Origin of the sequence: Andreprevotia chitinilytica DSM 18519 (genome assembly GCF_000711875.1) — a bacterium.
Classification (GTDB): Bacteria; Pseudomonadota; Gammaproteobacteria; order Burkholderiales; family Chitinibacteraceae; genus Andreprevotia; species Andreprevotia chitinilytica.
Genome location: NZ_JONM01000001.1, coordinates 64,955 through 91,066, shown reverse-complemented (window position 1 = coordinate 91,066; position 26,112 = coordinate 64,955). Strand labels below are relative to the sequence as shown.

The 26,112-nt window shown below is 59.9% G+C and carries 29 protein-coding genes; 6 read left to right on the top strand and 23 right to left on the bottom strand.

What is annotated here, in order from left to right; translation table 11 throughout:
• Position 1: 1 nt before the first annotated feature.
• From BR41_RS00470 to BR41_RS00400, 15 genes are all read right to left on the bottom strand, one after another.
• Positions 2-484, bottom strand: a complete 483-nt coding sequence (locus BR41_RS00470; RefSeq protein WP_211251620.1) for a phosphatidylglycerophosphatase A family protein — start codon at positions 482-484, stop codon at positions 2-4.
• Between the two features lie 22 nt (positions 485-506).
• On the bottom strand, positions 507-1,472 hold the full coding sequence (gene thiL, locus BR41_RS00465) for a thiamine-phosphate kinase (protein WP_035051544.1): 966 nt from the start codon (positions 1,470-1,472) through the stop codon (positions 507-509).
• Positions 1,473-1,496: 24 nt separating this feature from the next.
• Positions 1,497-1,985 (bottom strand): transcription antitermination factor NusB, encoded by a 489-nt coding sequence (gene nusB, locus BR41_RS00460; RefSeq protein WP_035051542.1) that lies wholly within the window; start codon positions 1,983-1,985, stop codon positions 1,497-1,499.
• Positions 1,982-2,461: a 6,7-dimethyl-8-ribityllumazine synthase gene (gene ribH, locus BR41_RS00455; protein WP_035051540.1), complete on the bottom strand. Its 480-nt coding sequence runs from the start codon at positions 2,459-2,461 to the stop codon at positions 1,982-1,984. Before ribH ends, nusB begins: the two co-directional genes overlap by 4 nt.
• Complete coding sequence (gene ribBA / locus BR41_RS00450) at positions 2,458-3,570, bottom strand: bifunctional 3,4-dihydroxy-2-butanone-4-phosphate synthase/GTP cyclohydrolase II (RefSeq protein WP_169741220.1); 1,113 nt, start codon at positions 3,568-3,570, stop codon at positions 2,458-2,460. The genes ribH and ribBA overlap by 4 nt, the downstream gene beginning before the upstream one ends.
• Positions 3,567-4,181 (bottom strand): riboflavin synthase, encoded by a 615-nt coding sequence (locus tag BR41_RS00445; RefSeq protein ID WP_035051538.1) that lies wholly within the window; start codon positions 4,179-4,181, stop codon positions 3,567-3,569. Before BR41_RS00445 ends, ribBA begins: the two co-directional genes overlap by 4 nt.
• Before the next feature lie 105 nt (positions 4,182-4,286).
• A complete protein-coding gene (ribD, locus tag BR41_RS00440) occupies positions 4,287-5,363 on the bottom strand; it encodes a bifunctional diaminohydroxyphosphoribosylaminopyrimidine deaminase/5-amino-6-(5-phosphoribosylamino)uracil reductase RibD (RefSeq protein ID WP_211251640.1) in 1,077 nt (358 codons plus the stop codon).
• Between the two features lie 23 nt (positions 5,364-5,386).
• Entirely contained in the window at positions 5,387-6,094 is a 708-nt protein-coding gene (locus tag BR41_RS00435; protein ID WP_211251619.1) for a glutamine amidotransferase, read from the bottom strand.
• Between the two features lie 2 nt (positions 6,095-6,096).
• Positions 6,097-6,552, bottom strand: a complete 456-nt coding sequence (gene nrdR / locus BR41_RS00430) for a transcriptional regulator NrdR (protein WP_035051533.1) — start codon at positions 6,550-6,552, stop codon at positions 6,097-6,099.
• 116 nt (positions 6,553-6,668) lie between these two features.
• Positions 6,669-7,916 (bottom strand): serine hydroxymethyltransferase, encoded by a 1,248-nt coding sequence (gene glyA / locus BR41_RS00425; RefSeq protein WP_035051531.1) that lies wholly within the window; start codon positions 7,914-7,916, stop codon positions 6,669-6,671.
• Positions 7,917-8,081: 165 nt separating this feature from the next.
• Entirely contained in the window at positions 8,082-8,636 is a 555-nt protein-coding gene (locus BR41_RS00420; protein ID WP_035051529.1) for a hypoxanthine-guanine phosphoribosyltransferase, read from the bottom strand.
• 45 nt (positions 8,637-8,681) lie between these two features.
• Complete coding sequence (locus BR41_RS00415; protein WP_051709653.1) at positions 8,682-9,242, bottom strand: adenine phosphoribosyltransferase; 561 nt, start codon at positions 9,240-9,242, stop codon at positions 8,682-8,684.
• A gap of 34 nt (positions 9,243-9,276) precedes the next feature.
• Positions 9,277-10,569, bottom strand: a complete 1,293-nt coding sequence (locus BR41_RS00410) for an NCS2 family permease (RefSeq protein WP_035051526.1) — start codon at positions 10,567-10,569, stop codon at positions 9,277-9,279.
• A 90-nt stretch (positions 10,570-10,659) separates the two neighbouring features.
• The gene (locus BR41_RS00405) at positions 10,660-11,235 is read right to left on the bottom strand and encodes a TMEM165/GDT1 family protein (protein ID WP_035051525.1); all 576 of its coding nucleotides are present in this window, start codon (positions 11,233-11,235) and stop codon (positions 10,660-10,662) included.
• A 230-nt stretch (positions 11,236-11,465) separates the two neighbouring features.
• Positions 11,466-11,957 (bottom strand): low molecular weight protein-tyrosine-phosphatase, encoded by a 492-nt coding sequence (locus BR41_RS00400; RefSeq protein ID WP_035051522.1) that lies wholly within the window; start codon positions 11,955-11,957, stop codon positions 11,466-11,468.
• A 397-nt stretch (positions 11,958-12,354) separates the two neighbouring features.
• Here BR41_RS00400 and BR41_RS00395 point away from each other — a divergent pair, with 397 nt between their 5' ends.
• The 6 genes from BR41_RS00395 to dapD all read left to right on the top strand — a co-directional run bounded on the left by BR41_RS00395 (position 12,355) and on the right by dapD (position 16,964).
• Positions 12,355-12,726, top strand: coding sequence for a response regulator transcription factor (locus BR41_RS00395; RefSeq protein WP_211251618.1), 372 nt, complete (start codon positions 12,355-12,357; stop codon positions 12,724-12,726).
• The gene (locus tag BR41_RS00390) at positions 12,719-13,357 is read left to right on the top strand and encodes a chemotaxis protein CheC (RefSeq protein WP_035051520.1); all 639 of its coding nucleotides are present in this window, start codon (positions 12,719-12,721) and stop codon (positions 13,355-13,357) included. The genes BR41_RS00395 and BR41_RS00390 overlap by 8 nt, the downstream gene beginning before the upstream one ends.
• Positions 13,338-14,303, top strand: a complete 966-nt coding sequence (locus tag BR41_RS00385) for a GGDEF domain-containing protein (RefSeq protein ID WP_035051518.1) — start codon at positions 13,338-13,340, stop codon at positions 14,301-14,303. The genes BR41_RS00390 and BR41_RS00385 overlap by 20 nt, the downstream gene beginning before the upstream one ends.
• Positions 14,304-14,362: 59 nt before the next feature.
• Complete coding sequence (locus BR41_RS00380; RefSeq protein ID WP_051709647.1) at positions 14,363-14,821, top strand: hypothetical protein; 459 nt, start codon at positions 14,363-14,365, stop codon at positions 14,819-14,821.
• A 75-nt stretch (positions 14,822-14,896) separates the two neighbouring features.
• Positions 14,897-16,105, top strand: coding sequence for a succinyldiaminopimelate transaminase (gene dapC, locus BR41_RS00375; protein WP_035051516.1), 1,209 nt, complete (start codon positions 14,897-14,899; stop codon positions 16,103-16,105).
• A gap of 34 nt (positions 16,106-16,139) precedes the next feature.
• Positions 16,140-16,964: a 2,3,4,5-tetrahydropyridine-2,6-dicarboxylate N-succinyltransferase gene (dapD, locus tag BR41_RS00370; protein WP_035051514.1), complete on the top strand. Its 825-nt coding sequence runs from the start codon at positions 16,140-16,142 to the stop codon at positions 16,962-16,964.
• Positions 16,965-17,076: 112 nt separating this feature from the next.
• On the opposite strand, the gene rpoS is transcribed toward dapD, so the two are convergent.
• The 8 genes from rpoS to BR41_RS22510 all read right to left on the bottom strand — a co-directional run bounded on the left by rpoS (position 17,077) and on the right by BR41_RS22510 (position 26,105).
• Positions 17,077-18,051, bottom strand: coding sequence for an RNA polymerase sigma factor RpoS (gene rpoS / locus BR41_RS00365; RefSeq protein ID WP_035051512.1), 975 nt, complete (start codon positions 18,049-18,051; stop codon positions 17,077-17,079).
• A complete protein-coding gene (locus BR41_RS00360) occupies positions 18,048-19,067 on the bottom strand; it encodes a peptidoglycan DD-metalloendopeptidase family protein (RefSeq protein WP_035051510.1) in 1,020 nt (339 codons plus the stop codon). The genes rpoS and BR41_RS00360 overlap by 4 nt, the downstream gene beginning before the upstream one ends.
• A gap of 34 nt (positions 19,068-19,101) precedes the next feature.
• Positions 19,102-19,761: a protein-L-isoaspartate(D-aspartate) O-methyltransferase gene (locus BR41_RS00355; RefSeq protein WP_035051508.1), complete on the bottom strand. Its 660-nt coding sequence runs from the start codon at positions 19,759-19,761 to the stop codon at positions 19,102-19,104.
• On the bottom strand, positions 19,758-20,501 hold the full coding sequence (surE, locus tag BR41_RS00350; protein ID WP_035051506.1) for a 5'/3'-nucleotidase SurE: 744 nt from the start codon (positions 20,499-20,501) through the stop codon (positions 19,758-19,760). The genes BR41_RS00355 and surE overlap by 4 nt, the downstream gene beginning before the upstream one ends.
• Before the next feature lie 112 nt (positions 20,502-20,613).
• Entirely contained in the window at positions 20,614-21,507 is an 894-nt protein-coding gene (locus BR41_RS00345) for a DMT family transporter (protein ID WP_245615771.1), read from the bottom strand.
• Positions 21,508-21,615: 108 nt separating this feature from the next.
• Positions 21,616-22,731 (bottom strand): aromatic ring-hydroxylating oxygenase subunit alpha, encoded by a 1,116-nt coding sequence (locus BR41_RS00340; protein ID WP_035051502.1) that lies wholly within the window; start codon positions 22,729-22,731, stop codon positions 21,616-21,618.
• A 246-nt stretch (positions 22,732-22,977) separates the two neighbouring features.
• The gene (locus tag BR41_RS00335) at positions 22,978-25,623 is read right to left on the bottom strand and encodes an FAD-dependent oxidoreductase (RefSeq protein WP_051709644.1); all 2,646 of its coding nucleotides are present in this window, start codon (positions 25,621-25,623) and stop codon (positions 22,978-22,980) included.
• Entirely contained in the window at positions 25,623-26,105 is a 483-nt protein-coding gene (locus tag BR41_RS22510) for a cyclic nucleotide-binding domain-containing protein (protein WP_051709641.1), read from the bottom strand. The genes BR41_RS00335 and BR41_RS22510 overlap by 1 nt, the downstream gene beginning before the upstream one ends.
• Positions 26,106-26,112: the final 7 nt, after the last annotated feature.

The following is a 26,112-nucleotide window of genomic DNA, read 5'->3' as shown; positions in this document are numbered from 1 at the left end:
ATCAAACCCAGCCGAAATGCATGAATGCACGCAACACAATCAACGCATAACCCGCTGCCAGCAAGTCATCCAGCATGACGCCAAACCCGCCCGGCACGCGCAGATCGAACCAACGAATCGGCCACGGCTTGAAGATATCGAACAGCCGGAACAGGCCAAACGCCAACGCCCAACCCAGCCACGTCATCGGCGTAAATGCCAGCACCAGCCACATCGCGACGATCTCATCGATGACGATGCCGCCATGATCGTGCACGCCCAAGTCCTTGCCGGTTTTGTCCGCCGCCCACCAACCCAGCAAAAACACCGGAATGCATAGCAGCGCGATCAGCTGCGGGCCGAGTACCAATGAGAGCAAGCCGTACAAGGGCACGGCCGCCAAAGTGCCCCACGTGCCGGGCGCCTTGCGCGGCAAGCCGCTGCCGAAACCAAGGGCAATGAAATGAGCCGGATGGGAGAACAGGAAACGACGGTCAGGTTGCATGGGCAGGGAAATCTTTGTGTGTTCAGACCGCGAAGTGGTCAAAACCAGAATGGGTGAGTGGGATAAGCTGCCCGGCAGCATCGCAAACAGAAACACCCTGCCCCGTTACCAAACGACCAATGCGGGTTAGCGGCAAACCCAGCGACTCAGCCAACGTAGACAAGACATCCCGTCTTGCGGCCGGTGCGCTGAAGCACAGCTCGTAATCGTCGCCACCTGCCAGTGCGGCTTCTTGCCGAAGCGGCTCAGGCAAACCGGCCAAAGCAGAGTGAACTGGTACAGCGGGCCAGTCCAGCTGGGCACCACATCTGGAACGTTCGCAAATGTGGTTGAGATCACCCACGAGCCCGTCGGAGAGATCAAGCGCAGCAGTTGCCAGACCCCGCAGTGCCAGACCCAACGTAATGCGTGGCGTCGGCAAATCCAGCTGGTCGAGGCATTCGGCAAGCTTGGCATCGTTCAACACCAGCCGACCAGTACGGTGCATCACCGCTGCGGCGGCCGCGCCGAGCGAGCCTGAGACCCACACATCATCGCCAGCCTGCCCGCCGTCCCGGCGCAAAGCCGCACCAGGGGGGACTTCGCCGGCGATCTGCACAGCAATCGTCAACGGACCACGCGTCGTATCTCCACCGATCAATTCCAGCTCGTGCTCGTCAGCCAGCGCAAAGAAACCATCGCAGAACGCAGCCACCCACGCTTCATCAATGGCCGGCAAGGCTATCGATAACGTGCACCAAGCGGGCTTGGCCCCCATGGCTGCGAGGTCGGAAAGATTCACCGCCAGCGCCTTATGGCCTAGTCGGCGGGGGTCGACATCAGCAAAAAAGTGCCGACCTTCGACCAGCATGTCGGCTGAGATGGCGAGCTGCATGCCCGGCGTGGGAGCAAGCAGCGCGCAGTCATCCCCCACACCAAGCAAAGCCCGGCCGCTCCGATTAAGGCGGGGCCGGGCAAAGTATCGGGCAATTAGCTCGAATTCGTTCACAAGTCGGAACTGAACAAGGCGAAATCAGTGGCGGCGCTTGGCGCGGATCGCTTCGATTTCTTCCGGGCGCTTGGCAGCGGCCAGTTTATCCAGCACGCCATTGACGAACTTATGGCCATCGGCACCACCGAAGGTTTTGGCCAGCTCGATCGATTCGTTGACGATGACCGGATATGGCGTCTCCGGCATCTGGATGATTTCGAACGCGCCAGCAAACAGGATGGCGGCTTCAACCGGACTGACTTCGGCGAAATCACGATCCACGTGCGGAATCAGCGCTTCCTTCAACACCGCAGCGTCTTTCAGCACACCGAACAGAATCGCCCGGAACAAGGCTTCGTCAGCGCGAGTGAACGAGGTTTCGCTATCGCGCAGATTGCGCTCGATCGTACCGGCCGTGTCACCCGTCAACTGCCACTGGTAGATGCCTTGCACGGCGAATTCGCGCGCACGGCGACGGGCGGACTTGGGCTTGGCCGGTTTGCCGGCTGCCGGGGTTTGTTGCTCGCTCATGCTTCCAGCGCCTCTTGCAGATTGCGTTGCAGATTGGCCATTTCGACCGCGACACGCGCCGCATCCTGGCCCTTCTCGACCATGCGGACTTCGGCTTGTTCGTCGGTTTCAGTGGTGAGAATGGCGTTGGCGATCGGAATACCGTAGTCCAGGCCAACGCGGGTCACGCCAGCGCCGGATTCATTCGAGACCAGCTCGAAGTGGTAAGTCTCGCCGCGGATGATCGCACCCAGCGCGATCAAGGCATCGTATTCGCCGGATTCAGCCAGCGTTTGCAGCACCAGCGGGATCTCCAGCGCGCCCGGCACGGTGGTGAACAGCAGGTCTTGTTCAGCCACGCCCAGTTCGGCCAGTTCAGCCAGGCAGGCATCGCGCAGGCCGTGACAGACGGGGGTATTGAAGCGCGCCATTACGATGGCAATACGCAGGCCTTCGCCATTCATATCGGGTTCGATCACGGGCAGGGTTCCGCTCATTCTTTTTTTCCTTTTTCAAGGCATTCGAAACCGGTGATTTCCAGTCCGAAGCCGGTCATGCTGGGGATTCTTCGTTCCGGCGACAGCAAACGCATCTTGCCCACGCCGAGATGTTTCAACATTTGCGCGCCGATCCCGTAGGTGCGCATATCCCATTTACGGGGCTTTTCCAGGCTCAGTTCCGGTAAGGCGCGAGCGAGCAAATCGGCGCCCGACTCGTCTCTATGTAGCAGTACCATCACGCCATTGCCGTTTTTAGCGATCGCTTCCAGCGAGGCCGGCACACTCCACGAGTGACCGGTGTGGCTCAGATCGAGCCAGTCCATCACCGACAGCGGCTCATGCACGCGCACCAGCGTTTCCGTATCCGGGCTGGGTTTGCCCTTGATCAAGGCCAGGTGGGTTGCCGTGGAGAGCTTGTCGCGGAAAACAGCCAGCTCGAATTCGCCGGCAAAGGTTTGAATCTTGCGACGACCGGCGCATTCGACCAAGGATTCGGTCTGGCTGCGATAGTGGATCAGATCAGCGATTGTACCGACCTTCAGCCTATGTTCCGCAGCAAATTCAAGCAGCTGCGGCAAACGCGCCATCGTACCGTCGTCGTTCATGATTTCGCAGATGACCGACGCTGGCTGCAAACCGGCCAGCATCGATAGATCGCAACCCGCCTCGGTATGGCCAGCGCGCACCAGCACGCCACCGGGTTGGGCCAGCAGCGGGAAGACGTGGCCGGGGGAGACGATATCGGCCGGCTTGGCATCGAAAGCCACCGCGGTCTTGATCGTCAGCGCGCGGTCGTGCGCGGAAATGCCGGTAGAGACGCCTTCGGCCGCTTCGATCGATACCGTGAAATTGGTGCCATGACCGGAGCCGTTCTGGCTCACCATCAGCGGCAGGTTGAGCTGCTTGCAGCGCTCGGCCGACAAGGTCAGGCAAATCAGTCCACGGCCGTATTTGGCCATGAAGTTGATGATTTCCGGGGTGACAAACTCGGCCGCCAGTACCAGGTCGCCTTCGTTTTCACGGTCTTCCTCATCGACGAGGATGACCATCTTGCCGGCACGAATGTCAGCAACGATGTCTTGAATCGGGGAAATGGCAATGGTCATTGTGCGGACTCCAGCGAGACCATGCGTTCGACATAGCGTGCGATCAGATCGATTTCCAGATTGACCTGACCGCCGACGACCAAACCGCCCAATGTCGTGACTTGCAGCGTATGCGGGATCAGATTGATGGAGAACTCGCAGCCGTCCGCCACATCGCGCACGAAGTTGGTGGTGAGCGATACGCCGTTGACGACTACTGAACCCTTCACCGCCAGATACTTGGCCAAAGCTTTCGGCGCACGCACGACCAGTTCGCGGTTATCGCCGACCGGGTCGAAACCGACCACATCGCCGATGCCATCCACGTGCCCGGAGACCAGATGGCCGCCCAGCCGATCATTCACGCGCAGCGCTTTTTCCAGATTGACCCGACCACCTTCACGATCGAGGCCGACGGTGCAGCGCAGGGATTCGTCCGACACATCGATGGTAAAGCGCGACCCCGGCAGCAGCTCGGTCACGGTCATGCAAGCGCCGTTGTGGGTAATGCTGTCACCCAATCCGATATCGGAGAAGTCGAGTTCTGGCGCATGCACGGTCAGGCGCACGCCGCCGGGGAAAGGTTTCACCTGCTCAATGGTGCCGAGCGCTTGGACAATGCCGGTAAACATCAATGCTTCCTTGTCAGGCGGGGATCGTGAGCAAATCGGGGCGTGACACCCGGATTCAAGCTCGATGACCCATGTTTTCTGCGGGTTTGCGGCCGGTTGCAGCCATCAGGCGTCACCAGCGAGCGTGCTTACAGCAGTAAAGCGCAAGGTGATGCGTTCATCTGCGCCGACCATACGGCGCTCCAGCACCTGCGGGGTGAGCTTGTCGGACAGGCTAGTCAAATTGAATTGCGCCATGCCCTGCCCTTCGCCGATCAATACCGGTGCTTGGTAGAGCACGACCTCGTCAGCCAGCCCCGCCAGCAGCACAGCACCCGCGAGCTGACCACCTGCTTCGACTGTTACTTCATTCATGCCACGCCGCCCCAACTCCAGCAGCAAGGCCGGTAGATCAACGCGACCATCCGGGCCAGCCAGCACGTTGACTTCTGCGCCGGCTGCCTCCAACGCGGCACGACGCTCGCTGTCTGCAGCGGCGACAATCAATACGCCCGGCGTCTGCAACAGCTTCGCCGCTGGCGGCGTGCGCAAAGCGCTATCGACCACCACACGCAATGGCTGGCGGCCAATGTCGAAGTCCCGCACCGTCAGTTGCGGATCATCGGCAAGTACGGTGCCGATACCGGTCAGCATGACGCAGGAACGAGCGCGCAACTGCTGCACATCGGCACGCGCGGCCGGGCCGGTAATCCATTGAGATTGTCCGTTCTTCAACGCGCTGCGGCCATCCAGACTTGCCGCAAGCTTCAGCCTTAACCACGGCCGGCCACGCACCATGCGCGAGAGAAAACCACGGTGATGCTCCAGCGCTGCTGCGTGCAATACACCGGATTCAACCTCGATGCCAGCGGCGGACAAGCGGGCCAAGCCCTGCCCGGCCACCAACGGGTTAGGATCGCGCAACGCAACCACGACACGGGCAATGCCAGCCGCAATCAACGCATCCGCGCACGGTGGGGTGCGGCCGTGATGGCTGCATGGCTCCAGCGTGACATAAGCGGTTGCACCCCGCGCAGCATCGCCAGCTATGCGCATCGCCATCACTTCGGCGTGGGGGCCGCCGGCTTTCTGGCTATGGCCTTCACCAACGACAACGCCGTCTTTTACCAACACACACCCGACGCTCGGATTGGGCGTGGTCATGCATTGGCCTTGCGCGGCCAGCATCAATGCACGCTGCATCCAGACGGCATCGGTCGGCGTGCTCACGACAGGGTATCCAGCCATTCGGCGATAAAGGCTCCCGTTTGCCGGCGCAAGGACGGGCCATATTCGCGGCTGAGCATGCGCAATTGGGCCATGTCGACGCCCGCGGCCTGCAATTCGCCACCGTGACCGATCAACCATTGCTCGGCGCGGCGTTCATCGAACTCCGGGTGGCATTGGAATGCCAATACGTTGGTGCCGACGGCATAGGCTTGGTTGGGATAAGCCGCACTGGACGCCAACAAAGTTGCGCCTTCCGGCAAATCAAAAGTATCGCCATGCCAGTGCAGCATCGAAGTCTGCTCACCGCCCAGCAAACGTGCCGGCGATGCCTTGCCAGCGTCGGAGAGCGTGAGCGGATACCAGCCGATTTCCTTGCCATTGCTGCCGGGGTACACCTTTGCGCCCAACGCCGTGGCGATCAGTTGCGAGCCCAGGCAGATGCCGAGCGCGGGCCGACGTTGTTCCAGCCAGCGGCGGATTGCGGCAATTTCATCGGCCAGCCACGGGTAAAGGTCGGTTTCGTAGACACCAAGCGGGCCGCCCAGCACCACCAAGAGATCGTGATCACCGGCGTTGGCCAACTCGGCTAGCGAATCGATGCCCGCTTCCAGATAACGAATGGCATAGCCGTGTTCCGCCAATGGCGCAGCCAAACTACCGAGGTCTTCGAAAGCGAGGTGGCGAATTGCCCAAAGTGTGCGCATGGTCATTCCTTGCGGGTGACTTCGCGGATCACGTCACGGAAGTCGTCAACATCGGAGAAACTGCGGTAAACCGAGGCGAAGCGGATATAGGCGACCTTGTCGAGCTTGGCCAGTTCGTTCATCACCATTTCGCCCACTTGGCGAGACATGATTTCGCGATCGCCGACCGTGAGCACTTTCTGGATGATGCGGGAGATTGCCTCATCCACCAGCTGGGTCGGCACCGGGCGCTTGTGCAGCGCACGCTGGAAGCTGGTGCGGATTTTGTCGCGGTCGAACTCGACCCGCTGGCCGGTGTTCTTGACCACTTGCGGCAGCCGTACTTCCGCCGTTTCGAAGGTGGTGAAACGCTTGTCGCACACCGCGCAACGGCGGCGGCGGCGCACTACGTCGCCTTCATCCGAAACACGCGAATCGACGACTTGAGTATCGGGAGAACCGCAGAATGGACATTTCATGATGGCTGGCGACGTCGCAGTAAGTGGATGGGAGCGGGCCGAATCCAGATGGGCCAAAAACGATTTGAGGGGCGGACGTTTTCACGCCTCACCCCTCACGCCTAACACCTTTCAGATCAAGCGCCGTAGACCGGGAAGCGAGCGGTCAATGCCTTCACTTTCTCAGCAACGGTAGCCAGATTGGCTTCGTCGTTCGGGTTGTCGAGCACGTCGGCAATCAGGTTGGCGACCTGGATCGCTTCCGCTTCCTTGAAGCCGCGCGTGGTGATCGCCGGGCTGCCGATACGGATGCCGGAAGTCACGAACGGGCTTTCCGGATCGTTCGGGATGGCGTTCTTGTTGACAGTGATGTGCGCCTTGCCCAGCACCGCATCCGCAGCCTTGCCAGTCAGGCCCTTCGGGCGCAGATCGACCAGGAACACGTGCGATTCGGTACGGCCGGAGATGATACGCAGGCCACGCTCGGTCAGCGCCTTGGCCATGGCTTGGGCGTTCTTGATCACCTGTTCCTGATAGGTCTTGAACTCAGGCGTCAGTGCTTCCTTGAACGCAACGGCCTTGCCTGCGATCACGTGCATCAGCGGGCCGCCTTGCAGCGTCGGGAACACGTTGGAGTTGATGCTCTTTTCGAACTCGGCCTTGGCCAGGATCAAACCACCGCGCGGGCCGCGCAGCGTCTTGTGGGTGGTCGAGGTGACGAAGTGGGCGTGCGGCACCGGGTTCGGGTAAACACCTGCGGCAACCAGACCGGCGTAGTGGGCCATGTCGACCATGAAATACGCGCCAACCTTGTCAGCGATTTCACGCATGCGCGCCCAGTCGAAACGCAGGGCATAGGCAGAAGCGCCGCCGATGATCAGCTTCGGCTTGGCCTCCAGCGCGATGCGCTCCATTTCGTCGTAATCGATTTCTTCTTTGTCGTTCAGGCCGTAGGGAACGATGTTGAACAGCTTGCCGGACAGGTTGGCCGGCGAGCCGTGGGTGAGGTGACCACCGTGACCAAGGTTCATGCCCATGACGGTGTCACCCGGCTTGAGGATGGAGAAGTACACGGCCTGGTTGGCTTGGGAGCCGGAGTGCGGCTGCACGTTGGCGTATTCAGCACCGAAAAGTTGCTTCACGCGGTCGATGGCGAGTTGCTCGATCACGTCGACATACTCACAGCCACCGTAGAAACGCTTGCCCGGATAACCTTCAGCGTACTTGTTGGTCAGTTGCGAACCTTGCGCTTCCATCACCGCCGGGCTGGTGTAGTTTTCCGAGGCGATCAGCTCGATGTGTTCGTGCTGACGCACGACTTCGCCCTGAATGGCGGCGGCGAGATCGGGATCGTATTGGGCGATGGTGACGGACTTGGAGAACATGGCGCGGCTTCCGTAAAGGCTCTGAAAGACGCGCATTTTATCATGCGACCGTCGTTTTTCGCATTGCAGCGTAAACCCGGTCGCCATGAATCGCTTTCATGCCCTGCCGGCTACCCGGCACATGCGCCTCGTCACCCACCACAAAGCCGCACGTACAACCGCTTTCTAGAGCCCCTTGACGGCGTAGATCGCCAAGGTGTTGCGCCAGTAACCCTGATAATCCATGCCGCAACCAAACAGGAAGCGGTCTTCGACTTCCAGCCCGACGAAATCGGCGCGCACGCCCGGTGCCTTGCGGTCGTGCTGCTTGTCGACCAGCACGGCCACCAGCACCTCACGAGCGCCCTGTTTCTTGCAGTACTCGATCACGGCAGCCAGCGTGTGGCCTTCATCGAGGATGTCATCGACGATCGCCACAGTGCGGCCTTTGAGTTCTTCGGTCGGCGCAACTTTCCAGTTGAGCGCGCCGCCGCTGGTCTCATGCCGATAGCGTGTGGCGTGCAAATAAGAACACTCCAGCGGAAACCTGAGCTTGGGCAGTAAATGACCGGCGACAATCAGGCCGCCGTTCATGATGGTGTAGACAATCGGGTTGCTGTGGGCGAGGCGCTCGGTCATGGCTGCGGCCATGCGATCCAGCGCGGCGAGCACTTCGGCCTCGCTGTGCAAGCAATCGGCGTTATCGATGATGGTGCGGGCTTCAGGTAGCTCTAGTGTCATGGTCAGTACTCCCCCTGCGGGGCCGGGGCAAAAGTTGAGTGGGAATCAGTGTCCTGCGAAATCGCAGATGGTATGCAACGGAATATTCAGTTCGCGAATCAGTCTGGAGCCACCAAGCTCGGGCAGATCAACGATCACAGCCGCTTCCACGACTGTCGCGCCGAGCCGGGTCAATAACTTGGCGGCGGCGATCATCGTACCGCCAGTCGCAATCAGGTCGTCAATCAGCAACACACGGTCACCGGCCTTGCAGGCGTCAGTATGGATTTCCACCGTCGCCGAGCCGTATTCGAGTTCGTACTCTTCCTGCACGGTGAGGAATGGCAGTTTGCCTTTCTTGCGGATGGGCACAAAGCCGAGATTCAGCTCATAGGCCACGACCGCGCCGAGAATGAAACCACGCGCATCAACACCAGCGACGATATCCAGTTTTTGATCCATGTAACGGTGGACGAACAAATCCACCAACACCCGGAACGTCTTCGGATTTTGCAGCAACGGCGTGATATCGCGAAACATCACGCCAGCCTGCGGCCAGTCCGGCACGGTGCGGATGTGCTGCTTGATGTAGTCGCGATCCAGCGGGCTATCCAAAGGGCTGCTCATGCGGTTTAGCCTTGTTTCAGGTTGCGGTGACACATTACGGGAACAGGGCGAACTTCACGACCCACAGCAAGGCAATCACGATCACGGCCGGGCGCAAGTCCGCGAAGCGGCCCGCCAGCAGCTTGATGGCAGCATAGCTGATGAAACCAAAGGCAATGCCATCGGCAATCGAGAAGGTAAATGGCATAGCTAATGCAGTCACCACAGCCGGTGCAGACTCAGTCAGATCGTTCCATTCGATCTCGGCCAAGCCACGCGCCATCAGCACCGCGACATAGCACAACGCCGGCGAGGTCGCATAAGCCGGCACGGAGCCTGCCAGCGGCGAAAACCAGAGTGCTGCCAGGAACAGGATGGCAACCACCACGGCCGTCAGCCCCGTGCGCCCGCCAACCGCAGTACCGGCTGCCGATTCGACATAAGCCGTCGTGGACGATGTACCCAGTGCGGCACCTGCGGCAATGGCCACCGAATCGGCCAGCAGCGCTTTCTTCAGGCGCGGCAACTTGCCGTCCTTGTCGAGCAGGCCAGCGCGGTGTGCCACGCCAACCAGCGTACCGGTGGTATCGAAGAGATCCACGAAGAAGAACACGAAAATGACGCCAGCCAAACCCGCGTTCAACGCCCCGGCCAGATCCATCTTGAACAAGGTAGGGGCCAAAGATGGCGGCGCGGAAACGATGCCTTCGAACTTGCTCAAGCCAAGGGCGATCGATATGGCGGTGACGGTCAGGATGCCGATGATGATCGAGCCATGAATGCGGCGGCATTCCAGCGCCACGATCAGGAAGAAACCAAAGATTGCCAGCAACACTTTCGGATCATGCAACGGCCCCAGCGTGACCAGCGTTGCTGGCGAGCCGACCACGACGCCGGCGCTCTTCAACGCGATCAACGCCAGGAAAAAACCGACGCCCGCCGAGATCGCGAGCTTGAGCGAATGCGGGATGGCATTGACGATGGCTTCCCGCACCTTGAACAAGCTCACAACCAGAAAGATCACGCCAGAGAGGAACACCGCGCCCAGCGCCACCTGCCAAGGCACGCCCATGCCCTTGACGACGGAGAAGGTGAAATAGGCATTCAAACCCATGCCCGGCGCGAGCGCGATCGGGTAATTGGCCACCAGCCCCATGATCGCCGTGCCCAAGGCCGCAGCCAGACAGGTCGCGACGAACACCGCATGCTGATCCATGCCGGTCATCGACAAGATCGATGGGTTGACGAAGACGATGTAGGCCATCGTCAGAAAGGTAGTGATCCCCGCCAGCACTTCGGTTTTTACATCGGTGCCATGCGCTTTGAGTTTGAACAACGCCTCTAACATCTACTTGTTTCCCGGATTGGATTTGTATCTATCTGATCGACTGATGGATTCACTGACGATGACTGGATTGATCTGGCGCGCAGGCAAGGCTCAATGCGCACCGATACCCAGCAAGGCCATCACGCCCAGCACCGCGAATACGAAGGCAGCGACAAAACGAACCGCCCGCAGCCAATTCATATGTGAGGCGACCCATTTACCCAACCAGACTGCTGGCACATCGGCAATCAGCATGCCGGTCGTGGTGCCCAGCACCACCTGCCATAGCGGCGAGTATTTGACCGCCAGCGTCACCGTCGCAATCTGGGTCTTGTCACCCAGTTCAGCGATGAAGAAGGCTATCGCGGTTGTAAGGAAGGCACCATAGGGTTTTACCACCGCTTCGCCCTCTTCCATCTTGTCTGGAATGAGCGCCCACACGGCCGTGGCAAGGAAACTGATACCGACGATCCAGCGCAGCCACTCCGGCGTGATGATGCCAGCCAGCAAGGTACCGACCCAGCCTGCAGCAAGGTGATTCAGGATGGTGGCGGCAAGGATGCCGGCGACGACAGGTAGTGGCTGACGGAAACGCGCCGCCAGCATCAGCGCCAGCAATTGCGTCTTGTCGCCCATTTCGGCAACCGCGACTACGCCGGTGGATACGAGAAAGGCATCGAAACTCATGGGAAAACTCCGGGGGCGGGCAAATGCAAGAGGCCGCCTCGCGGCGGCCCACCCAATTGGCGCAGCGAGGTGACCTCAAGTCTTGCCAAGCAGATTCCTTGCGAATCGCCAGCTGCACCATGAACCCGGCTTGCGCCGGCCTCAAGTCTGTTGATGCAGCTCCCGCTGTGCGTTGCGGGCGACTACTCCCCTGAAGACCGGCCGGATTCTAATCGCTGCGGCCAATCCGTTCAAGCTTCCAGACGACCACGAATGTGTTCGAGCAGGCCTTCACACCCATCCTCGACCAGATCCAGCACGTGTTCAAACCCTTCCGGCCCACCGTAATAAGGGTCCGGCACCTCGCGCTCGGCATGCTGGCGGGCAAACTCGAGAAACAGCCGCAACTTGTGGCGCTCTGCGGGCGGGCAAGCACGCTCGAGCAAGCGCTGATGACCTTTGTCCATCGCCAGCACCAGATCAAACTGGCGAAAATCAGCCGGCTTGACTTCCCGCGCCCGCAAATATGAAAGATCGTAGCCCCGTTTGGCAGCGTGGGCAGTCGCACGGCGATCAGGCGCTTCGCCAACGTGGTAATCGTGCGTACCGGCGGAATCCACCTCGACACGATCAGCCAAGCCGGCGCTTTCCACCATGCTGCGCAATACGCCGTCAGCAGTCGGACTTCGGCAGATATTGCCTGTGCACACAAATAAAACCGAATACTTTGCTTTTACGTTCATTGCGTTAAACCACCCATTCCGCGCATTTCAACACGCATTGGAAATGTCAAAAATCAAAACCATTTTTTGATGAAAGGACTCACTCCGCAGACCTCGTCATGGCGGGCGCCTCGAACTGCGCATTCATAGCTTGGCAATCCATTGGCTGTCCAGTGCCTCACTTCGTGCTCCGCGCCACGGGTGATTCTCTCGCAATTCGGCGTGCGTTCAGTCCGAATGATTGAACCACCCCGGCAGTAGGGGAGCACACCCGACCTACTGGTTCTAACCCGTATCAACACTCAGGTTTCAGCCATTTCGAGCGCTCATCTTGCTCTGCAGCAGGGCGCAAAACTGGTGCATATACTGATAACCACATCCGCTGCTGATAACTACGCATAGATATGAGGAGAAAGCCTTGACCACTACCGTGCTCATCGTTGATGACAGTCGTGTTTCCAGGATGATGCTACAGACCTACGCCAAAGAGACCCAGCCGGATTGGCATTACCTGGAAGCGGCCAGCGGGGATGAAGCCCTGCGGGTGGCCGAGGCACAAACAATCGATCTGGCGATCATGGATGTCAACATGCCGGGCATGAGCGGGCTGGATGCGGCGGCCTTGCTGCGGGAGCGGCAACCCGCAGCGACCATCGTGGTGTTGACGGCCAATGTGCAGCAATCGACCCGTACCAAAGCCAGCGAGCTGGGGCTGCATTTCGTCGAAAAACCCATTACACCGGACAGCGCCACCCGGATTCTGGCGCTGCTGGGTGAGCGCGATGCTTGAACTGACGGACCTGCAGCAGGACGCGCTGACGGAGCTTTTCAACATCAGCGTCGGTCAGGCCGCTTCGGTCATGAGCAAGATGGTCAACGAAGAAGTCACGCTTTCCGTGCCGGCGGTGCGTTTCATGAATGGCACGGAAGCCGCCGACATCTTCGACAACATTGGCAACCAGCGCGTCTCCAGCGTTTGCCAGCGGTTTTCCGGCACCTTTTCCGGCGAAGCGCTGCTGATCTTTCCGGAAGACAGCAGCCTTGAGATCGTCCGCCTGATGATCGGCAAAACGATACCGCTGGCGCAACTCACCGAACTCGAACAAGACGCGCTGACCGAAGTGGGCAACATCATCCTCAACGCCTGCCTCTGCTCCTTATCGGATTTCTTTGCCCAGCATTTCGACACCGGCATGCCCTGCCTGCGGATTGGCAGCGGCGCAGACGTCATTGGCGAGGAGCACCGCAACGAGCCGGTACTGTTCCTGCATGTCCGCTTCACCCTCGCCGAACGGAGCGTGGAAGGCTACGTGGCTTTTCTGATGAACCTGCCCTCGCTGCATGACCTGCGCGCCGGCATCGATCACTTTCTCGCAGAACTGAACGGTGGGGCCAGCGGCCATGAAACTGGCCTTGAGTGACACCGCGCTGGACCAGGAGCTCCTGTACAAGCTGCTGGATGCGCTGCAATTGGGCGTAATGTTGCTCGATGCCAGCCAGCACATCGTCGTCTGGAACAGTTGGCTGGCCCGCACCAGCGGCCGCCCCGCCGACCAGATACTGGGCCAGCGCTTCGCCGACACCTTTCCGGCGTTGAGCGACGGCCGGCTGATGCACGCCATCGAACAAGCTTTGCAGCGCCGGCTACCGGCGATCCTGTCTCAATCACTGAATCCCGCCCCGTTCGATCTCTATGCGCAAGGTCAGGAAGCCAGCCCGGCCAGCCGGATCAAGCAAGCCATCCAGATTCTGCCCTTGAGCGATGCCGCCGGGCAGCGCTATGTGCTGCTGCAGATTCAGGACGTCACAGCCGCCGTGCTGCGCGAACAATTGCTGGTCGAGCGGGCCGAGGAGCTGCGTCGCCACTCTTATGTCGATGGGCTGACCGGTGTCGCCAACCGCCGCCGCTTCGACGAGCAACTTCTGGAAGAATGGCGGCGGGCCGGGCGGGCCAAACGCCCGTTGGGTCTCCTGTTGATCGATATCGATCATTTCAAGCGCTATAACGACCGGTTCGGGCATCAAGTCGGCGACATCAATCTGCGTCTGGTTGCGCAGACCTTGGCGGCGGCCGTCCCTCGCACCGATGATCTGATCGCCCGCTATGGCGGCGAGGAATTCGTGGCCCTGCTGCCGAATACCGACCTGGATGGCTGCATGCAGGTTGGCCAGAACCTGCTGGAAGCCGTGGCGAAGTTGCGCTTGCCACATCCGGAATCCCCGCATGGCATCGTTACCGTCAGCATCGGCGTGGCCGCCATGCGCGATGAAGAACAGCAAGATGCGAGCACGCTGATTCTGGCGGCTGATTTAGGCATGTACCTGGCCAAACAGCGCGGCCGTAACCAGATCGGCACTGCCGACTGATCCCGGCCGGCAACGACAACGCATTTCGTGGAGTGCCCGCCCTTCATGGAGCAATCATCATGACCTTTGAGCCCTCCAGCGAGCATGACTTCTTCGGCGGCCTGCAAGCATTGGCCGCCAGTGCATTTCCAAAGGAATGCCGCACCTGCGGCCGTGTCTATGCCACCGCCGAAGCATTCCTGCAGGAAACCCGGCCGATCAGCAGCGACAGCAGCGGCTTGAAACAATCCGAGGACGACAACGGGGAATACATTGTCGAAGCCTTTCGGAACTGCGTTTGCGGATCAACGCTCATGGATGTCTTCGCCGACCGGCGCGCGCCGGATGACGCCGACCATCCGCGCCGGCAGCTGTTCGGTGAATTGCTGGAATATCTGGTCGCGAAACGTATAGAACGCGCCGTTGCCCGCCAGGAACTGTTGAAGGTCATGCACGGCGAGCACAGCGATCTGCTGGCGCAGCTCTGGTCAGACAAACTGGCGGAGCGCATCAAGAGCCAAGGCATGGCTGGCCGGTGACGCGTCAGCGGCAATAGGCGGTCATGACAGTGCGGGCTATAATCGCCGTTTTCCCGTATATCGGCTTTGCCCCCTATGTCGCCGCGCCTTGATCTGCTTCAGCCCTACCCGTTCCAGAAACTGCGTACGCTGTTCGCCGGCATCATCCAGAACCCGGCCTTGCCGCACGTCAATCTGTCGATCGGCGAGCCGAAGCATCCAACGCCACAGCGGGTAAAAGACGCACTGGTCGCCAATCTGGATGGCTTGGCCGCCTATCCAGCCACACTGGGTTCGGATGCGCTGCGCACCAGCATCGCCGCCTGGATCGAACGCCGCTATGCCGTCACTGCCGATCCGGCTCGTGAAACCGTGCCCGTCAACGGCAGCCGCGAGGCATTGTTCTCGTTCGCGCAAACAGTGATCGACACCTCTGGCGACGCGACACCGGTCGTGATTTCACCAAACCCGTTCTACCAAATCTATGAAGGCGCAGCCTTCCTGGCCGGCGCTGAACCGTTTTACGTCAATTGCACCGCAGACAACCGCTTTCAGCCGGACTGGGCCAGCGTGCCGGATGCAATCTGGGCACGCACACAGCTGGTTTATGTCTGCTCGCCGGGCAACCCGACCGGCGCGGTCGCGTCGCTGGACGACTGGAAGACCTTGTTCGCTCTATCCGACCGCCACGGCTTCGTGATTGCCAGCGATGAGTGCTATTCGGAAATCTATTTCAGCGGCGTCAAACCGCTGGGGGGTCTGGAAGCCGCCAAATTGCTCGGCCGCGGTTTCGAGCAACTGGTGGTGTTCTCGTCCCTGTCCAAACGTTCCAACGTGCCGGGCCTGCGTTCTGGTTTCGTCGCCGGCGACGCGAAGATCATCGAGAAATTTCTGCTATACCGCACCTACCACGGCTGCGCGATGAGCCCGCCCGTGCAGGCGGCCAGCGTCGTGGCGTGGGATGACGAAACGCATGTCGAAGACAACCGGCTGCAGTACGCGGCCAAGTTCGAGGCGGTGACGCCGGTCCTCAAGTCGGTACTCGACGTCGACCTGCCGGATGCTTCGTTCTACCTGTGGGCGAAGATTCCGCCATCGTTATTGAATGGCTCCGATACCGAATTCGCCCGCCGTTTGTTCGCCGAAGCGCATGTGACGGTTCTGCCGGGCTCCTATCTCGCCCGCGAAGCGCACGGCATCAATCCGGGTGCCGGTTACATCCGCATTGCCCTCGTTGCACCGCTGGCGGAATGCGTTACCGCCGCCGAGCGCATTGTTCAGTTCTGCAAGACCCATACCTCCTAAAACTAAGCTGATTGCATCACGACAAGGAACGACCATGAGTTCACAACTGCAAACCATCATCGATACCGCATTTGAAAACCGCGCCGACATTAATCCAGGCAACGTTTCGGCTGAACTGCGCGATGCAATCAACGAAGTGATCAATGGCCTCGACAAAGGCCAGCTGCGCGTGGCCGAGAAAATCGGCGGCGCCTGGCAAACACATCAATGGCTGAAGAAAGCCGTGCTGCTGTCATTCCGCATCAATGACAACGCCCCGATGCCGGGCGGCTCCACCCAGTATTTCGATAAGGTGCCGAGCAAGTTCGACAGCTACACCGAGGCGGACTTCCGCGCTGGTGGTTTCCGCGTGGTGCCGAACGCCATCGCCCGTAAAGGCGCGCATATCGGCAAGAACGTGGTGCTGATGCCGTCCTATGTGAACATCGGCGCATATGTGGATGAAGGCACCATGGTCGATACCTGGGCCACCGTCGGCTCCTGCGCGCAGATCGGCAAGAACGTGCACCTCTCCGGTGGCGTGGGCATTGGCGGCGTGCTCGAGCCGCTGCAGGCCAACCCGACCATCATCGAAGACAACTGCTTCATCGGCGCACGCTCCGAAGTGGTGGAAGGTGTGATCGTTGAAGAAGGCTCGGTGATTTCGATGGGCGTTTACATCGGCCAATCGACCAAGATCTATGATCGCGAAACCGGCGAAGTCAGCTATGGTCGCATCCCGGCCGGCTCGGTCGTTGTCTCCGGCAATCTGCCGTCGGCCGATGGCACCTACAGCCTGTATTGCGCCGTGATCGTGAAGAAGGTCGATGAAAAGACCCGTGGCAAGGTTGGCATCAACGAGCTGTTGCGCGGTATTTGATCCAACGGCGATCAAAGCAACGCACATGAAAAAGCCGGTGTTTGCGCACCGGCTTTTTTCATTCGTCCGGCTTACCCAAAAAGCTGGGCATCCAAGACCACACTGCTGTCGCTCAGAAAATCACATCGCGTGACACGCCATAACGACGCAGGATGCGGCGCAATTGCTCCAGCGCCTCGATCTGGATCTGCCGCACCCGTTCGCGCGTCAGGCTCAGATTGGCCGCAAGGTCTTCCAGCGTACAGACCTCATAGCCGTTGAGGCCATAACGGCGCTCGATCACCATGCGTTGCTTGTCGTTGAGTTGCTTGAGCCATTCGCGCACATAACGCTCGATTTCGGCGTTCTGCAGGATGGTTTCCGGGCCGTCGTGCTGGTCATCGGGGATGGATTCGCCAATGGTCAGCATCGGATCGATATCGAGCGGGGCATCGAGTGATGCGACCCGTTCGTTCAGGCCCATGATGCGGCGCACGTCTTCGACATCCTTGCCCACGAGATGGGCAATGTCTTCCAGCGTCGGCTCGTGGCCGAGATGCGCTTCCAGATGGCGTTGCGCCCGCAAGTAGACGTTCAGTTCCTTGATCACATGCACCGGCAGCCGGATCGTGCGGCTCTGGTTCATGATCGCGCGCTCGATGCTCTGGCGGATCCACCAGGTGGCATACGTCGAGAAACGGAACCCGCGCTCGGGATCGAATTTCTCCAGCGCGTGCATCAGGCCGATATTGCCTTCCTCGATCAGATCAAGCAGCGTCATGCCGCGGTTGATGTAGTGCTTGGCAATGTTCACGACGAGCCGCAAGTTATGCTCGATCATCTTTTGCCGGGCTTCGAAATCGCCCTGCACCACGCGCCGCGCCAGCGCTCTTTCCTGATCTGGCGTCAGCAAGGGGCTGTGGCCGATCTCGTTCAGGTAAATCTGTGTGACGTCACCGGTGCTTTCGGTGACATACGATGTTTCTGCTTCCTCAGTACCGCGTGACTCGGCTTCCGCCTCGCCTTCGCTTTCTTCATCCGCATCGTCGATGAGTTCCTCGTCATCGAGCGGTGTATCGTCTTCCAGGATATCGATTTGATCGTTCATGGTTTTTCTAACGGAATGAATTTAGCAGGATCGACCGGTTTGCCAAATCTGCGGATTTCAAAGTGCAGCTTGACCTGGTCGGTGTCGGTATTGCCCATCTCTGCGATCTTTTCGCCCTTTTTGACGCTGTCTCCTTCCTTGACCAGCAATTTATTGTTATGCGCATAGGCGGTCAGGAATTCCTTGTTGTGCTTGATGATGATCATCTTCCCGTAACCGCGAAGCCCTGCACCAGCATAAACGATCTTACCATTTGCTGACGCTAGAACAGGCTGCCCCATTTTGCCCGGAATATCAACGCCACGGGTTTCTTCGGTAAATGCCTTGAGTGGTTTACCCACCGTTGGCGACACCCAATCACTCACCTCAGCATCGTCAACCGTGGCGGTCGAATCAGCCTTTGTGCTTGATTTTTCATCGGTTTTAGCACTTTTTACATCAGAAGTCGAAGCGACTGCGGGTGTGGGGCGACTCACCGGCTTACTAGCGTCGTTTTGTGGTTTGGCCGCAACGTCCGGCCCGTCAGATAAACGTGCAACGCTGCTTGCATTTTGCGCGCTATAAGGCAGTTTCACTACCTTCGGGTATTGCAATGGCGCTTGTGGTGCGGGGCTGACGGCAGGCACTGCTGCTGAATCGTCAGTCTTGAGCGGCCTCGTCTCAACAGCAGTCGCGCTAGCGCCGTCCGGCGACGTCAAACGCAGTACCTGATCCACCTTGATGTCGTTGACGTCATTCAGGTTGTTCCAGGCCGCCAGCTCGCGATAGCTGAAGCCGTGATCCAGCGCGATCCGGTACAAGGTATCGCCCTTCTTGACCACGTAGGTGCCAGGACGTGGATCAGTACCTAGCGGCGTGACCGTGGCGGTGCCTGACTTGTTGCGATCGACGATCGGTGCCGACTGGGTGGCAGGGGCGCTTTGCGTGCGATCCACGATCGGCGCGGGTTTGCGCGGTTCGCTTGCGCAAGCGGCAAGCAGTAGAACAGCAGGCGCAATCAGGCGTTGCCAACTCACAAAACATCTCCTAGGTACGAGTTCCAATCCGGCGTCAGGCCAAACCTGGCAACAGCGGAACAAATTTAACTTTTTCCAACCGGCTTTCAAGCAGACCTTCTTCCCGACGCTCGATCAAGCGTAATTCTTGTTCATCAGTGCCGACCGGAAAAATCAGGCGGCCGCCGACAGCCAGCTGATCGAGCAGATTTTCAGGGGGAATCGGTGCAGCTGCAGTCAGCATGATCACATCGAACGGGGCGGACTCCGCCAAGCCCTTGCTGCCATCGGCATGCCGCAGCCGGGCATTGTAGGCGCCCAGCTTGGATAGGCGTTCACGGGCAACGCGAGACAAGCCGCCGATGCGCTCAATGCTGTAAACGGTTTTGAAGAACTGGGCCAACAGCGTCGTTTGGTAGCCGCAGCCGGTGCCGATTTCCAGCACTTTGTCGTGCCGCGCCGCGCCGAGCGCGATTTCGGTCATCCGGGCCACGATATAAGGTTGGGAAATCGTCTGGCCGAAGCCGATCGGCAACGCGGTATCGTCATACGCCTTGTGCGAGATGGCCTCGTCCACGAAGGCATGCCTTGGCACTTCGCCCATGATGGCCAGCACGCGCGCATCGCTGATGCCTTGTTGTTTCAAGCGGTCGATCATGCGTGCACGGGTACGCGCCGACGTCATGCCGGTGCCGCCCAGCTCAGAGAAATTCATTCGTGCAGCCATGATGCGATGTAGTCCCGTTGCGTATAGGCGGTCAAATCGATCGAGAGTGGCGTCACCGACACCTTGCCATTGGCGATGGCGTTGAAATCCGTTTCATCGCCCGCATCGGCAGCGACGCCCGGCGGGCCGACCCACCAGATGGTTTCGCCACGCGGGTTCTGGCTGCGGATCACGGGGGCTGATTTATGTCGGCGCCCCAAGCGCGTCACCTCAAAACCGGCCAGCTCATCGTAGGGACGATCCGGCACATTCACGTTAAGCAGGACTGCGCCCCGGATTGGATCGCGCGCCATCCGCTCGACCAGCTCGGCAGCGACACGGCCAGCGGTGGCGAAATGCTGTGGATTGCGCGAGGCAAGGGATAGCGCCAAGGAAGGGATACCGAGCAGATAACCTTCGGTGGCGGCGGCGACGGTGCCGGAATAGATGGTGTCATCGCCCATGTTCGCACCATGATTGATGCCGGAGACGACCATATCGGGCGGCGTTTCCAGCAAACCGGTGGCCGCCAGATGCACGCAATCGGTGGGCGTGCCATTCACATAATGGAAACCGCTTGGCGCAGTACGCACCGTGAGTGGGCGATCAAGGGTGAGTGAATTGCTGGAGCCGCTGCGATCACGCTCCGGCGCGCAGACAACAACGTCATGCCGCTCAGCCAGCGCAGCGGCCAGTGCGGCGATGCCAGGGGCGAGATAACCGTCGTCGTTGGAAATCAGGATGCGCATCTAGACTCGTTGGCATGTGTTTCACGAAGGCCGCGTCGCGCACGGATGCACCGGATTAGCGCGGCCTGATAGGCGGCTATTCTAGCCCCCTGCCGCACCGCCGCAAAATCGGCTAGTTGCGGCGTTGCACCAGTGTCGTGAGTACGCCCGTCGAGGCGATCAGCAACATGGCCAAATAGCTCGATGGCGGCAGCACATCGCCCCAGATCAGCACGCCGAACAAGGTCGAAAATACGACGGTCAGATAGGCGAAACTGGCCACAACCAGCGACTTGCCCTTGCGGTAGGCACGCGTCATCGACAGTTGCGCGCACGTCGCGGCAAAACCGAGCCCGATGATGATCCAGAGGTTGCTCCAGGTGAGTCTTGTCAGCGGCGTGGACTGGAACAGCATCCAGATCCCTGCGCCAATCGAAGACACGAGCGAGAAATAAAACACCGTGCGCCAATCCGGCTCCCCTGCCCGGCCCAGCTCATGGACATTCATATAGGCCACCGAGGCAAGCAGGCCAGACCCCAAACCGATCAGCCCGGTTACATAGTCTTGCTCGTTAAACGTGGGGCGCAACAGCAACACCACACCAACAAATCCGAACAGCACCGCCAGGACTTGCGAGCGTTGCGGCCATTGCCGCTGCCAACCCAAGGTCAGCAGCAGCAGGAAAATCGGTGAGGTGTAATTGAGCGTGACCGCCGTCGGCAGCGGCAGATGGGCAATCGCGTAGAAATACAGCATCAACGAGATGAAGCCGGAGATGCTGCGCGTGAGGTGCAGCTTGAGCATGGCCGGCTTTACCGCGACCGAGAGCCCCTGTGGCAGCACGATCAACAAGATGCCGGCAAAGCCCGCCAGGCAACGGTAGAACACCAGTTCGGCGGTCGAGAAACGCACGCTGCCGAGTTTGACAAATACCCCCATCACGCCGAAACACAGACCGGCCACGGCCATCCAGAACGGGCCGGAGTCACGCAAGCGCGACCATGAGAAAACAACAGATGAGCGCATTAGAACCTGAAATGAAAGAAGGCAGCGTGAATGCTGCCTTCTTTGGATTATCCGTCACACACCGGATACAAACGATACGGGATAGTCCGGGCTATTGCTTCGCCTGAGCTACCCAACCAACAGCTCACCCATCTCGCGACGGATGAACTGGTGGAAGTGGCGCATGCCGTCTTCCATCGGGCTTTGATACGGCCCGACTTCATTACGGCCGGCCTTGTAGAGTGCCTGCCGGCCCGCCTCCATCCGGTCGATGATCTCGCGATCTTCAACCGCGGTTTCGGCATAAGCCGCTTGCTCGGCCGCGACGAACTCCGGTTCGAACCAAGCAATGTCCTGCGGGTAATAGAACTCGCAGATGTTCTTGTAGCTGCGTGGCCCGGTCGGGATCAGCGTGGAGATCACCAGCGTATGCGGATACCACTCCACCATCACGTTCGGGTAGTACGTGAGCCAGATGGCACCGTGCGGCGGTTGTTCGTCACCGTAATACGCCTGCACCTGCTTGTGCCACTCCGCGTAGACCTTGGAGCCCGGCTTGGCGAGCGCGTTGTTGACGCCCACGGTCTGCACCGAATGCCAGTCGCCGAATTCCCAATTCAGATCGTCGCAGGTCACGAACTTGCCGAGACCGGGGTGGAATGGCTCGACGTGGTAGTCCTCCAGATAAACCTCGATAAAGGTCTTCCAGTTACCCACGTACTCATCCACCTGCACGCTGTGGAACACGTAGTTGGAGAAATCCAGCTGCTTGGCCACGCCGAGGTCTTTCAGATCGGCCTCGATATCGTGACCGTTCTTTTCGAACAGCAGCCCATTCCACTGCACCAGTTCCGTTTCGGGCAAATGCAGGCACGGGTTGCCGGGAAAGTGCGGCGCACCGGCCAGCTTGCCGTGCTGGTCATAAGTCCAGCGATGCAGCGGGCAGACGGTGTGCGCGTTGTTACCGCGGCCGGACAGCATGGTGGCCTGACGGTGACGACATACATTGGAGAGAAGCTTGACGCCGGTATCGGTACGCTTGAGGTACTGCGCGCCGCCGGTCATTTCCAGCACGTGATAATCGCCGCTTTCCGGCACCATCAATTCGTGGCCGATGTACTTGGGGCCGCGTTGGAACAGACGTTCCAGTTCATGCTGATACAGTGTTTCATCGAAATACGACGACACCGGCAATTGGGTGGTCATATCCAGCTGCAATGCTGCAGCCGTAGCCAGATTGGTCATTAGCCAATACCTCCTGGGCCAGAAGGTCTTGCCACTTTGTTATCAGTACGGATAACGATGGGTGGGCAAGCCATCAATAAAAAGCCGGTAACGCCGCCTCGCAGGCTGCAGAAACCGACCGCCGAAAAGCGCGAATTGTCGCGCAATTGCGCTCATCGGGCAAGTTTGGATACGTACGGAAAGCCGTGCTGGATGAAAACGGCGTTAGACATTTAGCATGTCTGTGGACGGAAATCCGCGTTCGGATCAAGTGCCGGTTGGGCCTGCAGCCGCCAAGCCATCCCAGTTGCCCGCTCGCAACTCCGGCAGCCTATCGCCCACCGCTTGACGCCCCTTGACCACCTTGCCGACCACATCGTTCAACGATGGCCAGCCGATCAGGATCGCGCCGGCATAGTGCCCATCGGCCACCACCAACTTGCGGTAGCGATGGCTGGCGGCATCTTCTTCGACGAACACTTCGTCCCCCGCTTCGGGATTGACGCGCCCCATGGACACCACTTCGGCACCGATGACCTTGAGGATGGTCGAGAGTACCGGTTCGGCATACGCCCGTTCCTCGCCTAGCGCGTTACATGCCGCGACTTCCGCCTGCTCGACCGCGACCGGCCACAGCCCAGGCACCTTGCCCTGCCATTCCGCCACATCGCCGGCGGCGAAAATATCGGCATCGCTGGTCCGCATAAAGTCATCGACCACCACGGCGCGGCCGAGATTCAGGCCAGCTGCCTTGGCCAAGGACACGTTCGGCGCGATACCGGCTGCGACAACAAAGATATCGGCCGGGATCGCCACTTCATCCTTAAGCGCCAAGATCTGCTGCCCATCGCCAGAACGGATCAACTTATCCAATTGCGCATCGACGATGATCTCCAGCCCCAGACTTTGCAGATAACGCTGCAACAGCAGGCCGCCCTTCTCATCCAGCTGGCGATGCAACAGCCAGGCGTTGCGCTCGACCACGCTCACATGCAGGCCCATCTTGTGCAATGCATACGCGGCCTCCAGCCCCAACAGCCCACCACCGGCCACGACGGCATATTGCGCGCCGGAACGCTGTGCATAGCTGCGCACGCCCATCGCATCGTTGGCGGTACGCAGCACGAAGCAACCATCTCCCCCGTAGCCATTGATCGGAGGCACGAAACTGCTGCTGCCGGTGGCCAGGATCAGCTTGTCGTAGTTCAGCGTTTCGCCATCAGCCAGCTCAACGGTATGCGTCGTCGGATCGATCCGCTTGGCGGCGGTGTTGAGCCAGACTTCGATATTGCGGTCGGCATACCAGTTATCCGGCAGCAAATAGAGGCCATGCATGGCAGAACGGCCGTAGATCAGCCGGGTGATCCCCATGCGGTTGTAGAGCGCGTGGTTTTCATCCGCGACGACTTGGATGATGCAATCCGGATGCCGGCGGCGCACGTGATCAGCGGCCGTCACGCCGGCAATGCCGTTGCCGATCACGATGACCTGTTTAACCGCCGCGTTGAATGAGGCTGGCAAAGGTGTGGCGTGGGCCGTCGCCCGTTCCGGCTTGAGTGCGATGCTGACGCTGCCGCCCTGTATCCGCGCGCAACAGGCCATCCGCGTATTGGATGCGTGACCAAGCCGGGCCAAGGTGTTTTTCTCGTCGTCACCGATTGGCGATAGATGCTCTGCCCCCGCTTTGACCGCAATGGGATCTGCGCCGCACACGCCCATCCGGCAGCCTGATTCAATGGCGCAACCGCCACGTTCGACCAGCTCCAGCAAGGTTGAGCCGGCTGCGGCTGGCAAGCGCCGTTGTTCCGGTTCGATCACCAACTCAGCCGGCGTTGCTGCACCCGCCTGCCGCAACGCTTCAGCCGCACCGGCGCCCAACTTGGCGGAGACATTGACGTTCTGCTCCGTGGTTTGCTGGCGGAACTGGTTTTCCCGCATCGCGCCGCGTGCGAGCCAAAGCAGCGTCAGCCCCAGCAGCGCGATGCGTACCGCCCAAGGGATGAGATCAGGAATGGCGACCCCGGTCAGCGTCGATACGCCATGCGTCCATGTCGGGGCGGCAAACCAGTAGTAACCATTGAAGGCAGCCGCGCCAAACAACAGCGTCAGACGGTTCTGCGACACCTTGGCAAAGACATCCAGCGTGTGGAACACCGCCAGACTGAGCGCGGCGTACATGGCAAAGCGCAGGTAGGTTTCGGCGATGCCCGCATCCACCGGCACGGTGAAAAACGCGATGATGAAACCCGGCAACGCACCAACGAAGAAGCGCCGGTAACCGGCATAGCGACGGTCTTCATCGTATTGGTCGGCGAGATAAGCCACGCCGGGGTTGAAGTCGTAGCAATTCTTGGTGCAGCCAACACAAGGCTGGCAATGCGCATTGCGGATCAGCACGAATGGCGTCTGGCCGTAAATGCGCTGCACCGGCAGCATGGGGCAAATGCTGCTGCACCAGCCGCTCTTGCCCTTGAACAACACCCCGCCTGTGAACGCACCAACCAGCCCGCCCATGATCAGCAAACCGCTCGCCAAGCCGCTGTGGTCGAACAGCGTCTTACGGCTGGACACCAGCAACAGGAACAGTGCGATCCCGACAACGTAGCTGTATTCGCGGATTTTCGTGGTATGTGCCCGGCCTTGCGTAAAGCCGAACAGACGTGGCGTCTGGTTCAGCGCCGCCATCGGGCAAACATTGCGCCACAGCCCCGGCGCGATGAAAAACACTGCCGGCAGCAGTGGCACAATGACCGACCACCACAAGATCAGCCCGGTCTTGGGCGCCAGCCATAGGGTGAGCGCCATCCCCACCGCACAACTGATGCTCAGCACGCGCAAGGCGTACCACACCCACATCGGCACCCGCGACTGAATCTGCAGGTAGTTGGGGAACAGGGTGACGGGCGCGTCCATTATCGGGTCGGCTGCGACAACATGCCGGTCAGACCACGCAACCGCAACGACAGGATGCGACCCAAGTCGAGCAAGACGACGCGTGCCAATTCTGGCGAGCGTCCGGCCAGCACTTCAAACGCATCGGGCGAGATGCCGTACAACTCGCCGGGCTGCAGTGCCTTGACCGTTGCCGAGCGCGGCTGACTATCGAAGAACGCCTGCTCGCCAAAAATCGAATTCTTGCTGATGACCGATACGCGCCGTGTCGGGCCGCCGCCCCAATTGGCGATGACCTCCAGCTCACCTTCCGCGACGATATAGAACGCACGCGTCCGCTCACCCTCGGTGACCAGCGTGTCTCCGATGGCGAAACGGCGGCGCTCGGCCACTGTCAGTAGTTGCTGCCAATCGGCCGTGGTGGCATTGCCAAGAAAGACCAGATCGGTAGCGGCATCGCCACCCGTTCCTGATCCATAGTCAAAAAATGAGGTGAAATTCATGGGGACT

Bases quoted from the DNA above. Each gene is read 5' to 3' on its own strand.
- BR41_RS00470 (WP_211251620.1), bottom strand. From the start codon at position 484: ATGCAACCTGACCGTCGTTTCCTGTTCTCCCATCCGGCTCATTTCATT.
- nusB (WP_035051542.1), bottom strand. From the start codon at position 1,985: ATGAGCGAGCAACAAACCCCGGCAGCCGGCAAACCGGCCAAGCCCAAG.
- ribH (WP_035051540.1), bottom strand. From the start codon at position 2,461: ATGAGCGGAACCCTGCCCGTGATCGAACCCGATATGAATGGCGAAGGC.
- ribBA (WP_169741220.1), bottom strand. From the start codon at position 3,570: ATGACCATTGCCATTTCCCCGATTCAAGACATCGTTGCTGACATTCGT.
- BR41_RS00445 (WP_035051538.1), bottom strand. From the start codon at position 4,181: ATGTTTACCGGCATTGTCCAAGCGCTCGGCACCATTGAGCAGGTGAAA.
- ribD (WP_211251640.1), bottom strand. From the start codon at position 5,363: ATGCAGCGTGCATTGATGCTGGCCGCGCAAGGCCAATGCATGACCACG.
- BR41_RS00435 (WP_211251619.1), bottom strand. From the start codon at position 6,094: ATGCGCACACTTTGGGCAATTCGCCACCTCGCTTTCGAAGACCTCGGT.
- nrdR (WP_035051533.1), bottom strand. From the start codon at position 6,552: ATGAAATGTCCATTCTGCGGTTCTCCCGATACTCAAGTCGTCGATTCG.
- glyA (WP_035051531.1), bottom strand. From the start codon at position 7,916: ATGTTCTCCAAGTCCGTCACCATCGCCCAATACGATCCCGATCTCGCC.
- BR41_RS00420 (WP_035051529.1), bottom strand. From the start codon at position 8,636: ATGACACTAGAGCTACCTGAAGCCCGCACCATCATCGATAACGCCGAT.
- BR41_RS00415 (WP_051709653.1), bottom strand. From the start codon at position 9,242: ATGAGCAGCCCTTTGGATAGCCCGCTGGATCGCGACTACATCAAGCAG.
- BR41_RS00410 (WP_035051526.1), bottom strand. From the start codon at position 10,569: ATGTTAGAGGCGTTGTTCAAACTCAAAGCGCATGGCACCGATGTAAAA.
- BR41_RS00405 (WP_035051525.1), bottom strand. From the start codon at position 11,235: ATGAGTTTCGATGCCTTTCTCGTATCCACCGGCGTAGTCGCGGTTGCC.
- BR41_RS00400 (WP_035051522.1), bottom strand. From the start codon at position 11,957: ATGAACGTAAAAGCAAAGTATTCGGTTTTATTTGTGTGCACAGGCAAT.
- BR41_RS00390 (WP_035051520.1), top strand. From the start codon at position 12,719: ATGCTTGAACTGACGGACCTGCAGCAGGACGCGCTGACGGAGCTTTTC.
- BR41_RS00385 (WP_035051518.1), top strand. From the start codon at position 13,338: ATGAAACTGGCCTTGAGTGACACCGCGCTGGACCAGGAGCTCCTGTAC.
- BR41_RS00380 (WP_051709647.1), top strand. From the start codon at position 14,363: ATGACCTTTGAGCCCTCCAGCGAGCATGACTTCTTCGGCGGCCTGCAA.
- dapC (WP_035051516.1), top strand. From the start codon at position 14,897: ATGTCGCCGCGCCTTGATCTGCTTCAGCCCTACCCGTTCCAGAAACTG.
- dapD (WP_035051514.1), top strand. From the start codon at position 16,140: ATGAGTTCACAACTGCAAACCATCATCGATACCGCATTTGAAAACCGC.
- rpoS (WP_035051512.1), bottom strand. From the start codon at position 18,051: ATGAACGATCAAATCGATATCCTGGAAGACGATACACCGCTCGATGAC.
- BR41_RS00355 (WP_035051508.1), bottom strand. From the start codon at position 19,761: ATGAATTTCTCTGAGCTGGGCGGCACCGGCATGACGTCGGCGCGTACC.
- surE (WP_035051506.1), bottom strand. From the start codon at position 20,501: ATGCGCATCCTGATTTCCAACGACGACGGTTATCTCGCCCCTGGCATC.
- BR41_RS00345 (WP_245615771.1), bottom strand. From the start codon at position 21,507: ATGCGCTCATCTGTTGTTTTCTCATGGTCGCGCTTGCGTGACTCCGGC.
- BR41_RS00340 (WP_035051502.1), bottom strand. From the start codon at position 22,731: ATGACCAATCTGGCTACGGCTGCAGCATTGCAGCTGGATATGACCACC.
- BR41_RS00335 (WP_051709644.1), bottom strand. From the start codon at position 25,623: ATGGACGCGCCCGTCACCCTGTTCCCCAACTACCTGCAGATTCAGTCG.
- BR41_RS22510 (WP_051709641.1), bottom strand. From the start codon at position 26,105: ATGAATTTCACCTCATTTTTTGACTATGGATCAGGAACGGGTGGCGAT.